Below are 13,795 nucleotides of genomic sequence, written 5' to 3' on the forward strand. Positions count from 1 at the left end.
GGCGATCGTGCTTCTCTCAGTGGCTCCGCCGGTCTGGGAATGGTGGCGTCACCGTTCAAGTCAAAAAGTTGTTAAAGAAGAAGCCGTCGTACAGGACTGAGGACGTTGATGAGCGGTGAACCGAAACGTGAGCAGTGGGCATCTCGAATAGGATTGGTTCTCGCCATGGCGGGAAACGCCGTTGGACTGGGAAACTTTCTCAGATTTCCCGCCCAGGCCGTCAAGAATGGCGGTGGCGCATTCCTGATCCCTTACATGGTTGCGTTTCTGGTGCTGGGTCTACCACTGATGTGGATCGAGTGGACTATGGGTCGATATGGTGGCCAGTTTGGTCACCATTCGACGCCCGGGATCTTCGACTCCATGGGGAAGCGGCGATTCTGGAAGTACTTCGGAATCTTCGGGCTGTGGTCGAACCTGATCATCGCCGCTTTTTATCTCTACATTGAATCCTGGTGCATGGCCTACGCCGGCTATTCACTGATGAACGGGTTCAAAGAGACGAGCCCTGAAAAATATTTCGACTGGCTGACCGGGCATACCCCCAATTCAATCCTGGCAATCAGCCCTGTCGGGATGATCTTCTTCGCGGCCTGTATCATCATCAACATCGCGATCTTGTCACGCGGACTCGCAAGAGGGATCGAGATCGTATCGAAGATCGGTATGCCCGTTCTCATTCTCTTCGCGACCCTGCTGGCAATTCGGGGACTCATGATCACCCCAGAATCCGACCCGCACGCAGTCGAAAGCGCACTGGTCGGATTGAACTATGTGTGGGAACCCAAATTTGATTCGTTGACCAACCCCAGCGTCTGGTTAGCCGCGGCAGGGCAGATTTTCTTCACGCTTTCGATCGGCATGGGGACGATGCATTGCTACTCGTCATACCTCCGAAAAGACGACGACGTCACGTTGAACGGTGCGACGGGCGCTTGGACGAATGAATTCTGTGAAGTGATTCTGGGGGGATCCATTCTGATTCCGATTGCGGTGGCCTACCTGGGACTCGCGGAAGTTCAACAAAAAGTCGCCAGCGGATCCGGGTTTGGACTTGGCTTCAACGTGTTTCCGACACTGTTCAACCATTGGGGCGCCCTGGCCCCTGCGGCGGGATTTTTGTGGTTCGGTCTGTTGTTCTTCGCAGCAATCACAAGTTCGCTGGCCATGGGACAACCCATCATGGCATTCCTTCAGCAGGAGTTCCGACTCAGTCGTGCCAAAAGTGCTCTGGCGTTCGCAGGCATGCTGCTGCCTATGGCCATCCCGGTTGCCATTTTCAACTCGCAGAGTTTTTTTGATGAGTTCGATTTCTGGGGTGGGACGTATTGCCTTGTCCTGATGGCAGTCGGCGAAGCCGTCTTGTTTTCGTGGGTATTCGGAGTCGAAAAAGGCTGGGCGGAAATGATGCGAGGGGCGGATCTGAAAGTCCCCCGCTTCTTCTTCTGGGTGATGAAATATGTCACCCCCACCCTGCTGATCGTCATCCTGCTGGCTTCGACGTTTAAACCGAGCTGTGGCTGGGACAAATATGTGCAGTCGCTCGGAACGTCTTCCCCAGAGAAATTCGAATGGGCCAGCGACAGTATGGTGGGCAAACTCCTCCATCGGGACGTCGAACTGAAACCAGACGCGACTCCTGAGGAACTCACGTTCGACAAGAATCTGAAAATTGCGCGGACGGCAGATCGTCTGATGATGCTGGCATCCTTTGCGGGATTCGGAGCTCTCGTCTGGATCGCCTGGAAGCGACGGTCGGCGGAAGAGAGGACAATCACAACATGACGATGATGGCCTGGATTTTTATGCTGAGTGCCTGGTCGCTGATTCTGGCATGTACGCTGTACTGTTTCTGCAAACTGATGTGCTCAAAATGTCTTGAAACGTCCGAATCGAATGACTGAAACAGGACTCAGATTGAGACGGTGACGCCCGATGGTCAGGGTTCGCCATAAAGTCGCTCACAAGGCGATCCAGAGTACGACTTCCGGCAACGGTTTGGTGAAACGCGATGCCCGGTACATACACGGCTGGCTGCCCGACTTGTATCGCCCTTGCCTGAACTCCGAATCGACAAGGGGGTGACGTCGGCCATCCGGCGTTTGAGATTGAAGCGGTGGACAAGGACATCGACAGTTTGAGTTTTGAACTGCAGCATGGAATGAGTGGAGGGGAAACACGAGAGACGGTGGTTCGCGTGGGGGATCGGTAAGCCTCGCCCTTCCGGGGGAGGACCTCCGACACGAACGGATCTGTAGTACGGTCTGCTTCGAATGGGATCAGCATACTGCGAGGCAATCAAACGGATTGGCACTAACCTTGCATGAGTCGCTTTTGAATCTCGCTGAAGGGGTACAAAGGCTCGCGGCAAGAGGCGAATTGAAATGCTAAGCTCGATCGATATCCCGATGACAATCTCATTTCGCTCGCCGTGGTCGATGGTCCGGCGGCGATTTTAAAGGAACAATCTGCACGTGTCTGAACACCAAGAACTACCACTGTTGAAAGCAGCCCGACGTGAAGCCATTGCGGCCTTTGCCATCTGGCTGGCCGCGACCATCTTCTCACTGGGATACTGTTTTACTTACGGGTATAGCCGCGATCCCGAGACTCTGACATACGTCATGGGATTCCCGGACTGGGTGTTCTGGGGCATTGTGCTTCCATGGGGCGTCTGCACGATCATTTCGACGTTGTTTGCCTTCCTCTTCATGACTGACGACGCGTTGCCCGAAAGCGGCAACGGGTAGCACATCGGCAACGCATTCGGGCATCCCTTACCGGACTCGTTTCAGGTGAAGGTCCTGCCCTGCGAATGCGGCTCTCTGCTCTCGTTTTGTATTCCATCTTTCTGTCCGGCCAGCCGCGAGAATTTCAGACCGATCCTTCAGAATAAGCATCGGTGCTGTGACTTTGAGCGAAGAGGATGGTCCTGGATATCGCCCCTCACAAGTTTAGGTAATCAACTGTCAAATGATTGCAGCAACCGATCTCATTGACCCCGGATACAGTGTCCTGCTGGCGCTGCTACTGTTCATCGCCGCTTCGGTCTGGCTGGGAACCCTGGCACAGAAGGCGATGGAGAAGAAAGAATTTCTGACGGGATTCTTTCTGGGGAACCGCGGCCTGGGGGCGTGGGCCCTCGCCCTGACGGCGACCGTCCAAAGCGGGGGAACTTTCATGGGATTCCCCGCCCTGGCGTACAGCCACGGCTGGATCGTGCTGCTGTGGATCGGCAGTTATATGATCGTTCCGCTGATGGGATTTGCTGTCGTCGGTAAGCGACTGGCTCAGCTCAGCCGCATGACCGATTCGTTCACGGTACCGGACTTACTGAGAGAGCGTTTCGGTGACGCACGGATCGGTCTGGTCTCGTCGATCATGATCATCACCTTCATGTCGTTCACCATGTTCGCTCAGTTCAAAGCGGGTGCCACCATCATGAAGCATGCCTGGCCCGGTTCGGGTGTCCTGGCACTTTCGGAAGATTACGAACCTGCTGCCGCTCCGACACAAGCGGCCCCACCGACGGCGGAGGGCGCTGAAGGTGATGCCGCCGTGGAAAGCCAAGCCGTTGCAAAGCCTGCATCCAAGCCGATTGACAAAAAGTATTACATCGGACTGGTGGTCTTTACCGTAACCGTGGTGGGATACACGCTGATCGGCGGGTTCCTTGCTTCTGTCTGGACCGACCTTTTCCAGAGCGTGATGATGGTGATCGGCGTAATGATTCTAGTCTGCCTCGCCGTTCCGATGGCCGGAGGGCTGGAACAGGCCACCAAAACGGCGATCGTCAACACCTCGCCGGAGATCGCCTTTGGCCCGGGGCACAGTACCGATGGACGTCAATTCCTGACGCCGGGTCTTGCCCTCTCCATGTTCTTTATCTGGGTCTTCGCTGGCATGGTCTCACCTGCCAGTATGGTCCGCGTGATGGCGGCCGAAAGCACCGAGGTGATGAGAAAATCCATCGCACTGCTCAGCTTCTACAACTGTCTGATTTACATCCCGCTCGTAATGACCTGTATTGCAGCGCGAACGATGCTGCCGAATCTCGACAAACCCGATGAAGTGATTCCGCGAATGTCGATGCTGGTCACAGACGGGTTGCCACTGGGATCATTCCTGAGCGGCCTGATCCTGGCAGCACCTTTTGGTGCCATCATGGCGTCCGTAAGCTGCTTCATCCTGGTGATTTCATCGGGGTTGGTGCAGGACATTTACGTTCGCTTCATTAACCCCATCGCGACAGAAGCCCAGGTCCGCCGAGCGACCAATCTGTCGATGCTGGCAGTCGGTGCCATCGCGATCATCGCCAACATTGATCCTCCGAAATATCTGCAGGCTCTGGTGATCGTCAGTGGATCAGGCGGAGGTGCCTCGTTCCTCGCCCCAATCCTCATGGCCTGCTACTGGCGCAGAACGAGTGCCGCAGGAATGCTGTCAGGAATGCTGGTTGGCTTCCTGCTGTACTTCGGTCTGTTCTCAGCGGGCTGGATTCAAAACTGGGCATCGGCTGCAGGAGATAACTCCCTCGCCAAGCTGGCGCTCTCGATTCTCGGCCCTGATCCGAAGATCGGACTTCCCGGTCTGTTCCGCCCCTATTACGTGTGGGGAATTGATCCCATCGTCTGGAGTATTTTCGCCTCGGCGGTAACGGGGATTGTCGTCAGTCTCATGACAACTCCTCCCTCCGCCGAACGGGTTTCACGCTTCTTCGACGTCCAGCCGACGAAGGCGAGTACTGAAACGATTGCCGCCCCTGCAACGGGTTCCGTCTAAGTTATCAGCATGATGCACGACGTGGGCAGATGTGTGCCCCCGTCGTGCAATGGCTCTTACTGGCCCTGATCACGGCACCATGTCGTAGGCTCGCGAGAATCACGTCCATCCGCGGATGGCAAGATCAGATCAACTCGAGATTGCATGCGTCAAAACGACGGGGGACGACAGATCGTCGTCCCCCGTCACGTATTCCCCAGTGATCTAAGCGATTCAATTCCAAGTTTTACTGCGGCGGCAATGGAGGGGGTGTCGCAGTTTTCTGGAAGCTCCCGGCCCATTCGGGGATGAGGGCGGCCGCTGTCCATCCGCTGAGTTGCGGAGCCCACAGGAGTGTTTCCGCGGTAATTCGGCCTGCGGCGATCCCTTGTTGAACCTGCTCGGATGGGAACGGCCCTTGAGCCTGCCCATTGACCGCCACGTGCCAGGCAGGAAGCGGTGGTGGACTGGCTGCGGCGCCGGCGGGCATGCCGATGCCCGGAGTACTCATCATCCGACCTGCCATGGCGACCCCCATGCCCAGTCCGAGACCTTCGCCTCCGCCGCCGTTCTTTGCCGATTCCCGCATGGCTTCACCGAGCGAGTACTGCTGAAACCGGGTCATGTCTCCCAGGACACCCATACTCGTCCGCGTGTCCAGAGCACGTTCTACCGCCTCAGGAAGTGAGATGTTGACGATAATTAACTGAGGAATCGCCAGACCGTACTCGTCGTCGATGCGTTCCTGCACATAGGCTCGCAGTTGCTCAGAGAACTCGTTGTACTTCGATGCCAGATCCAGAGCCGCCACCTGCTTTTCAGCCAGCATGTCCGCCATGGCTGACGCGATGATTGACCGCATCAGTTCAGAGACTTCATCCGTCTCGACAATACCATCGGTGCCGATGAGTTCTGTCAGCAACGCCTTGGGATCCACGGCCTTGAGGGCATAGACACCGAAAGCACGCAGGCGGATTGGTCCGAATTCCGGGTCACGCAACATGATCGGATTGGGTGTGCCCCACTTCAGATCCGTGATCTGTCGCGTCGTCACGAAATAGACCTCAGACTTGATCGGGCTATTGAAGCCGTACTTCCATCCGGCGATTGTGCTGAGGATCGGCAGGTTTTGAGTATTGAGGGTATGTGTACCCGGTTCGAACACGTCGGCTACTTTGCCATGCAGGACAAAGATCGCGAGTTGACCGGGGCGAACGATTAACTGTGCTCCCTGCTTGATTTCGTTCTGGTAGCGGGGGAAACGCCAGACAAGCGTATTCCGGCTATCGTCAATCCATTCGACGATGTCGATTAACTCGCCGCGCAGCTTGCCGAACAGTCCCATGTGATTTCTTTCTACAGATGAGTGATCAAGACGTGTTTCGATAATTCTACAAGGCGGATGGTGTGCCTCAAGTGACCACAATTACCGAAGGGCCAACGATGGTTCCATGTTCGCTTTGCCGGTTGCAAAATGACTGCGAGTTTGTCTGGTACTTCTGGAGGAACCTCTTCAGAAGCACATTGATGGCGACATCGGCCTCTGCGGCGCAAGCCCGGTCGGGGAAGTCATCATGAAGTCGCAGCCGCCAGATCAGGTGGTCGGCGGAGATTCCCCGTCCCTGGGCGTCGTGCAGGAAACGCAGGTCGCATGCTGGACCAGTCCAAAGATGAGCGGCTGACGAAGTGCCAGGCCAAGCCATGCCAGCACGCCAATGATGACCGGAAAGAACCAGGCGTCACCAACGCGAACGTGCGTGAACACTGCTCCCCCCAGGTAGCCGGTTAACAAAATCGCACCGAGAAATGACGTGCGAGGGATGAGATAAATCAATGTCACCGCAATTTCGAGGGTGCCAATCGCAGGAAGCAGTGGCAACGGAATTCCCAGCTTGTCCATCATCTCGTTCTTGCCGGGGAAATCGATGAACTTCGGAACTCCACTGGCTCCAATTACGAACAGTCCTACCAGTCCCGTCAGAATCCAACCTGTGATCCGTTGTGCTTTGGAGGGCATGCTGATTCGCCTGTAGAGTGTTATGAGTCGAGGTCGACTGTTTACTGACTTGGACTCAGTTCTTAGTCCAGAGCGCGCGTCCCGTTTTAACGCTTTTCAATTTGATCCGATAGTCGAGCGGATTCGCGTGGAGCGTCTGCGACTCGCACCGGCGGAGGAGGACTCGAGTCTTGTCTAAAATGCCTTCCACTCGGCGCCATGGTTCTGCTCGACAGCATGGCAGGGTAACTCCTGGCACTCGTGGCGTGCCACTTGCAGGAGATTATGCACTCTGAAAAAGATGCATTACCAATCACGAGAAAGGCCGTCACTGTGACAGAATTCCATGCCTACCGGGTCGATGATCGAACTGTCTACGCAGGAAGAACTGCGGAGGAAGCGGTTGCGGCGGCCCTTGCCGACACGCTCTTTGCCAGTGACCAGTTCTACGCTCCGGACGACTGTGTTCAGATTCCCAATCACGTAGTAGTTCCAAATCCCGATCCGCAACAGAGGGCCACGATCGGGATGCTGCTCGAAAATGTCACCGCACCCGGACGACTGTGCGAAATCGAGTCGTGACTGCCAGAACCTCTCGCAGGGGTGTTTTCTCAATTACTGCAAGACAGGAGCAACTTCGACAGCCATTTCGTTTCTGCTGCGGGAGGGATCGGCGCAGCAACGTGTCTCCATGACGAAATCGGTAACCACACCAACCCTTGCCTCCGAAACAGGCGAAGGTCTAAGATCGGCGCAGGAGCAGACGTCACGTTGAGATACTTCATCGGTTGGATACTGATACTGCACGCATTGCACTTTCCAGTCCTTTGTCCGGACCTGGATGGGGAGTGTCGCGGCACGCCGATTCAGAGTCTTTCCGAGGGACATGCCTGGCACATTGTCTTGCTGGGTGTCCGTCCCAACGACGATATCGACCGGGGACCGATCAGGACGGAAGATCCATCGGTACCGTGCGAATTGAATGACTCCCTCTTCGGTGATTGTGCAATCAGCGCAATGCGCTATACAGGACTGGATGGTCTGGCGCTTCAATTCGTTCTCCGTGATCCCCGCCTGCAGCTCGGTCTTACCACACCGTTGTCGTCGCCGTTCACGGAATGCAACTGCGTACTGCCGCATCCTTGCGCGCGATCTGTCTCGATCGCGCTTTGTCGCTGGCAGATCTAATCGCAAATCCCGTCGTCCGCGGGGTGTTTATTCCTCGGTGAGAGGCGTGCATCTCCCCCCGGAGTGCAATATCGCTGCTCGCTTAACGCGGTCGTCCGTTTCTCGGGACGTGGTCCAGATCGCCAACCCAGTCGATTGAACATCCAGATCGACTTTCGGTCGCCGTAGCTGGGTCGTTGCACGGTTGGTCATGGCTGCACTCCGGCACGGACGGACATAGACAGCTCTACGAACCAGTGCACCGCTACGGACTCACCGAGTCAAAACCCGCGTGCATCCGCATAACAGCGCCATCTCGCTTGATCCAGGGATGCGTCGAACGTCTACCTGTTTTTCATGAAGGATACCTTCTCATGTTTTTCAATAAGCAAAAGTCTCGTCTCATTCGTCGATCTGCCAGGCAAGCCTTCACGTTGATTGAGTTGCTCGTGGTGATCGCGATTATCGCAGCGCTGATCGCCCTGCTTCTACCCGCAGTTCAACAGGCAAGAGAAGCCGCACGAAGAACTCAATGCAAAAGCCAGCTCCGCCAGATTGGGCTGGCACTTCACAACTACCACGACAACTTTCAGGCAATTCCCCCGGGATGGGTGGGCGTCACTTCAAACCAGGTTGATGTCCAAGGAGTGAACGGCTGGAGTTGGGCGGCGCGACTGCTGCCGCAGCTCGATCAGTCCCCACTCTTCAATGCCATCAATTTCGATCAGTCAATCCTCGCACCAGGCAATGCTGCTCCCCGATCGAATTCGGTCGCCGTCTACCGCTGTCCCTCTGATATTGGACCGCGAGCATGGACGATAACCTCAGCAGGAACACAAACGCCGCTCACGGAAATCGCTGGAGCAACATACTCGGGCGTGTTCGGGTCAGATGAAATCGATTTCTGCAACGGGCTGGCTCCGGGACTTCCGTGCCGCAGCGACGGACTATTCTATTTGAACAGCGTCGTTCGGTTTGTCGACGTGACGGATGGTCTGAGCAACACGCTGATGGTGGGCGAACGGCTTTCCCGGCCGGGCGATGGATGGCTTTATACGTGGACGGGAGTTGTGAGTGGGGGTGAGAATCCGATCGTTCGAATCCTGGGGGACACCGATATCACCCCGAATCGTGATCTGATCCACATTGACGAATTCGCCAGCTATCACGTCGGTGGTGCACAGTTCGTTCTGGGCGATGGTTCCGTTCGATTCATCAGTAACAGTATCGATCTGAGGATCTACCAGGGCCTGGCGTCGCGTGCTTCGGGAGAAATTATTGGCGAGTTTTAATTGGAAATCGAGACGAATACTTCTCTCGAATTTGCGATAGTAGAGACGACGAGTTTCTGCGGGATCGACGGCGGTGATCAGAATATCATCGCCGTCGACGTCTTGAGCAGCACGCGAGGCATATGACAGATTCAAATTGGCAATCGATGGGGGTGACGGCGATCATTCGAAGTGACTCCCGGGCGAGTGCTCGGATCACAGGCACTACTTTTTTTTACGCTGCTTTTTCTGACGCGGTAGAGGCAGAGCCGGAGCTGAATTTCTGTATTCTCTGTAGAAGAAATACCCCGCGAACAGCATCAGCGGCAGCACGAAAGCCCAATAAGGGAACGCGCGTGACGAGAAGATTCCGCGGTAGGTTCCATCTGACGTGCGGAGAGAACAGTTGAAGCTGGCCGTACCGAACGGCTTGCCCGGGTTTTCGACCTGAAACTCTGCGTCTCCAATGTCAAGTTGGGCCCACGTCCTTGCTCCTGCGACATTCGGACGAACGCGCCCCGATCCCCAGGATCGCAGTCGGCCATCGGCCTGATCGCCGATCCGGGTCAGTGACAGTCGACTGAAAGTGATGCACTGGCTGGCGGAGTGAATTTGAAAGTACTCGTCAGAGCCAAGAGGAATATTGATCACGTTATAAACGTATACACTTCGGAACCAGATTAGCGCGATCAGACAGGCTACCACGAACGTGATCTGTCCTGCTTTCCCTTTCCGCGGCAGGGAGCTCTCTGTTGCCATTCATCGCCACCTTGGGGCTCAAAGTCGTAAAAGAAATCGAATATCCCCGACAGACTGAGAATGGGCAACCCCTGCCCCCAAGACCGTCACAGACTTTGCGACCTTCTTTTCGCACGATACGGATGCTGTTAGGAAGAGGCCTCAGGCTGACGGTATTCGTTGGCTTTTCGAATCTGGCGGACTTTTTCACAACTTGAGTCTCACCCCTTCGGTACGATCGTCGGGGAAAACGGGTTGGAGCACCATCAGGTCCAATTCGACAGAAGTAAAGACTGCGACGCAGATTTGCGTTGTTTATCCCTCCCGGCTACCCTCTCTGTTCCGTTGCTGCCCTGCCAGTTGCGTGCCTGAACGGGAATCCCGTCGATGGGTTTCCGATTGTCATTCAACGCTTTTGATCGGCTCGGCGTATATGTCAGAGTCGTGATCGTTTTCCCACTTTCGAGCCGGTGACATGCGTTCGTTGAACTCTCTCTGCCTGATTCTATTGCTACTGTTACTTCCAGGTTGTGGGCCGCGCGTCGTGAAGGCTCCTTTTTCAGGAGTCGATTCTTCGGGGAATGGCAAAAAGGATGGTGCTTCGACAGCCTCCTCTGACGACGTTCTGACCAGTGCCGTCCATCAGCTTCGGCCGGAAAACTTCGGAATCAATGCCGCCACCGATAAGCCAGTCAGTCTGCTCAATTCATGGCGGTACAAGCGAGCCGAAAAAGAGCCTGCTGCTGAACAATCCGTACCCGTGACCACTCCGTCCGGCTGGGTCCAGCCTGAAGAGGAAGAACGGCTGAATCAGGCAAAATTTGACGCCATCGACGCACAACACGTACGGGATGCCATGTTCCATCGCGTGCTGGCAGGATACTTGTCTGACCGAGGCCAGTCGGAACTGCAAAAAGTTGTGGCGATCGTCGAATTCGTCTGTCGTAACGTTGCCCTCTGGAAGGATGACGACATCGAGCTGCAGATGCAGCCGTACCTTGTGATGCAGTTAGGGCTCGGCTCCGCCGAGGATCGGGCATGGGTCTGTGCCGAGATTTTCCGTCAGATGCGAATCGACACCATCGTGCTGCGAGCCAGTTCCGACACCAGGTCGACGAGCGACAAGTGGTTGCTGGGTGTCATTCTCGACGGCAAGGTCTATCTCTTCGACCTTCAACTGGGACTTCCTATTGGAAGAGGAGAGGACACTGCCCGTGATTCGGTCGCGACCTTGGCCGAAATCCTCGAACATCCCGACTGGCTTCAGCAGATGGCCATCAAAGACCCTTACAGACTGACCGCAGATGAACTACGCGATGCCACGGTTTATGTGATGACCGGCATGGAGTTCTGGTGCCGACGGATGCATGACCTGGAACAGGTTCTTCCCCCAAGCGACTTATGCATTCTGTACGATCCGCTGAGCGATGAAGCTGGCCGGACGGGCTTGCTGCAACGAGTCGCCAAGGCGGGTAACTGGTCCGTCGACAGTCTGAAGCTCTGGCCATATCCGCGTCAGCAGGCTGAAGAAATGAAGAAAATTGCCGAGGAGAAGCAACTGGAATGGAACCGGCTAACGGTACCGTTCAGCGTCCCCATTCCCGTCGATTTTCACGAAGATGGCAAGTTCACGATCGGCACGCCTGAGCGGAAGTTCCAGCGTTATCGATCAGATCACCTGCTCGGTAAGTTCGCTGAGGCGACTGCTCGCTATCTGAGAATCCGGCATCTTGAAGTCGAGCGGAACCCGCCCGACGTCGAAGTCGTGAACAAAATGGCTTCCGAAAATGCCTTCTACTGGACCGCACTCTGCAAGTACGAACTGGGTGAGTACGCAACGGCAGTCGAGCTGCTGACCGACTACATCAAGAAGTATGACCGCAAGGGAAAATGGTTCTTCCCCGCACGAACGCTGCTGGCTCAAAGTCACGCCGAACTGGGCCAGTATGCCGATGCGATTGCCACATTTGATCGAACATCGTCCGACGATCCCTATCGAGTCGCGAACGCGCTGCGAGTCAAACGCTGGACCGAAGCGAAATCCAAATAGTTTGGCTCACCAATCTATGAACGAAGGGCAGGGTCGATCCACTGGAATCCCCCTGCCCTTTTTCTTTTACTCACATTCGTATCCGATGCCGTTGCCCCGGGGTTCCCCTCAGCAACTGCGGTAACCCCGCAAGTGGAGCCTGCCTGGGGCGTTCCCCCCTTGAACAGCATCGTTGCACGAGACGATTACAGAGTTCCCTTCGACGAGGGAACTCCGGTCTGGCGAGGGTCGACTGTGGTGGCTTGGCGCAGGGCTCGGGCTGTCGCTTTGAAAATTGCCTCGGCGATGTGGTGACTATTGGTCCCGTGATGGAGAACGAGATGGAGGTTCATCAGGGCGTTCGATGCCACCGCCTGCCAGAACTCTTCTACGAGTTCTGTGTCGAACTGCCCAATCTTCTCCGTCGGGAACTCAACCTTGTAGATAAACTTGACGCGACCGCTTAAGTCGAGAGCGGATGTGACCAGCGTCTCTTCCATGGGGAGCGTCATCGAACCATAGCGGGTGAGTCCATGTTTATCACCAGCCGCCTGCGCGAGGGCCTTGCCCAGGCAGATACCGACATCTTCCGTCGTATGATGGTCGTCGATATGCAGATCGCCGATGGCCGCGACTTCCAGATCGAACTGGCCGTGCTTGGCAAACAGCGTCAGCATGTGATCCAGGAAACCGACCCCCGACTCAATCTTGGCTTTTCCGCTGCCATTCAGGTTCAGCGAAAGTTGAATGTCGGTCTCGGCCGTTTTGCGTTGAATGGTCGCAATGCGCGTCATGGGTCATTGTCCGGAAAGTCTGTAAAAGTCAGCGGAAGATACGAAAATGAATCAAACGATTTCCGTCAGAGCACGAATCAGCAGTTCGATCTCGTCGTCGGTCCCGATCGTGATCCGCAGCCCATCGAGCGTTTGAGCATTGGCCCAGGAAACGTCAGGAAACGTCATGTAGCGGACCAGAATTTTCTTCGCCTTCAGGGCTTCGTACAGCCGCTTATGTTCCCCCGAGGGATGCGTTGCCCAGACGAAGTTGGTCTGACTGGGGACGACGTGGAACCCAAGAGACGCAAGAGCCGTGTTAAGACGCTCGCGCGTCGTACGAATCCGGGCGACGTTGGACTGCATCCACTCCTGGTCTTGGATGGCGGCCGTGGCTGCGGCCAGCGAGATCGCGTCGCAGTTGTAGCTGTCCTTCATCTTTCGCAGACCCGAAATGATGGAAGGGTGTGCCATCGCGAACCCGAATCGAATCCCCGCCAGGCTGTAGCTTTTGCTGAACGTGCGGGTAATCACCAGTCGCGTCCCGATGGTGCTGTTCAGCAGTTCGCCCCGGTGTGGGTGATCGGCGAAATCTCCATAGGCTTCGTCCAGGACCAGAACACCCTGCCGCGGAGTGAGCGACACCAGATCATCCCAGGTCCAGCGATTGCCTGACGGCGAATTGGGATTCGGAATGAAGACCAGCTTGCACTGCTCGACAATTGGCATGACCTTTTCGAAATTCCACGACCAGTCCGGTTCGAGTGGAAGTCGCACATGCCGAGCCCCCTGAAGGTCGGCCAGCGTTTCGTAAAGGATGTAGCTGGGGTACGGGAAGGCAATCTGATCATTCGTCCCGGCGAAGGATCGAGTCAGAATCGTCAGGACCTCGTCGCTGCCATTTCCTGGCAGGATCCAGTCGGGATCGACGTCCAGAACCTCGGCCGCCGCCTTCCGGAACCTGGTCCCGTGCGGGTCCGGATACAGATTCAATCGCCCGCGTGCCGCTTCGTTGATGGCTTCGAGAACCCGCGGTGATGGCGGATAGGGGTTCTCGTTG

The 13,795-nt window shown here is 55.9% G+C and carries 11 protein-coding genes; 6 read left to right on the plus strand and 5 right to left on the minus strand.

Annotated features, from left to right (window positions below; translation table 11 throughout):
* Nucleotides 1-108 precede the first annotated feature (108 nt).
* The 3 genes from VGE80_RS20470 (at nucleotide 109) to VGE80_RS20480 (ending at nucleotide 4,782) form a co-directional block, all read left to right on the plus strand.
* The gene (locus VGE80_RS20470) at nucleotides 109-1,785 is read left to right on the plus strand and encodes a sodium-dependent transporter (protein ID WP_440593953.1); all 1,677 of its coding nucleotides are present in this window, start codon (nucleotides 109-111) and stop codon (nucleotides 1,783-1,785) included.
* 689 nt (nucleotides 1,786-2,474) lie between these two features.
* Nucleotides 2,475-2,750 (plus strand): DUF997 family protein, encoded by a 276-nt coding sequence (locus VGE80_RS20475; RefSeq protein ID WP_397570360.1) that lies wholly within the window; start codon nucleotides 2,475-2,477, stop codon nucleotides 2,748-2,750.
* A gap of 223 nt (nucleotides 2,751-2,973) precedes the next feature.
* Entirely contained in the window at nucleotides 2,974-4,782 is a 1,809-nt protein-coding gene (locus tag VGE80_RS20480; protein ID WP_440593954.1) for a sodium:solute symporter family transporter, read from the plus strand.
* Between the two features lie 226 nt (nucleotides 4,783-5,008).
* Here VGE80_RS20480 and VGE80_RS20485 read toward each other — a convergent pair whose 3' ends face one another.
* Nucleotides 5,009-6,106, minus strand: a complete 1,098-nt coding sequence (locus VGE80_RS20485; protein WP_440593955.1) for an SPFH domain-containing protein — start codon at nucleotides 6,104-6,106, stop codon at nucleotides 5,009-5,011.
* 249 nt (nucleotides 6,107-6,355) lie between these two features.
* Nucleotides 6,356-6,778, minus strand: coding sequence for a DoxX family protein (locus VGE80_RS20490; RefSeq protein ID WP_373651655.1), 423 nt, complete (start codon nucleotides 6,776-6,778; stop codon nucleotides 6,356-6,358).
* Between the two features lie 312 nt (nucleotides 6,779-7,090).
* Here VGE80_RS20490 and VGE80_RS20495 point away from each other — a divergent pair, with 312 nt between their 5' ends.
* Together VGE80_RS20495 and VGE80_RS20500 are read left to right on the plus strand one after the other, a co-directional pair.
* Nucleotides 7,091-7,339, plus strand: coding sequence for a hypothetical protein (locus tag VGE80_RS20495; protein ID WP_373651654.1), 249 nt, complete (start codon nucleotides 7,091-7,093; stop codon nucleotides 7,337-7,339).
* A gap of 959 nt (nucleotides 7,340-8,298) precedes the next feature.
* Nucleotides 8,299-9,216 carry a DUF1559 domain-containing protein gene (locus VGE80_RS20500; RefSeq protein ID WP_373651653.1) on the plus strand — a complete coding sequence of 306 codons (918 nt, stop codon included), beginning with the start codon at nucleotides 8,299-8,301 and terminating at the stop codon, nucleotides 9,214-9,216.
* Between the two features lie 204 nt (nucleotides 9,217-9,420).
* Here the strand turns inward: VGE80_RS20500 and VGE80_RS20505 are convergent, their stop codons facing one another.
* A complete protein-coding gene (locus VGE80_RS20505; protein ID WP_440593956.1) occupies nucleotides 9,421-9,954 on the minus strand; it encodes a hypothetical protein in 534 nt (177 codons plus the stop codon).
* A gap of 454 nt (nucleotides 9,955-10,408) precedes the next feature.
* On the opposite strand from VGE80_RS20505, the gene VGE80_RS20510 reads away from it, so the two are divergent.
* The gene (locus tag VGE80_RS20510; protein ID WP_440593957.1) at nucleotides 10,409-11,983 is read left to right on the plus strand and encodes a tetratricopeptide repeat protein; all 1,575 of its coding nucleotides are present in this window, start codon (nucleotides 10,409-10,411) and stop codon (nucleotides 11,981-11,983) included.
* 185 nt (nucleotides 11,984-12,168) lie between these two features.
* Here VGE80_RS20510 and hisB read toward each other — a convergent pair whose 3' ends face one another.
* Complete coding sequence (hisB, locus tag VGE80_RS20515) at nucleotides 12,169-12,756, minus strand: imidazoleglycerol-phosphate dehydratase HisB (protein WP_373651650.1); 588 nt, start codon at nucleotides 12,754-12,756, stop codon at nucleotides 12,169-12,171.
* A 51-nt stretch (nucleotides 12,757-12,807) separates the two neighbouring features.
* On the minus strand, nucleotides 12,808-13,795 hold a 988-nt coding region (hisC, locus tag VGE80_RS20520; protein WP_440593958.1), incomplete at its 5' end, for a histidinol-phosphate transaminase.

Origin of the sequence: Schlesneria sp., assembly GCF_036405755.1 — a bacterium.
Lineage (GTDB): Bacteria > Planctomycetota > Planctomycetia > Planctomycetales > Planctomycetaceae > Schlesneria > Schlesneria sphaerica.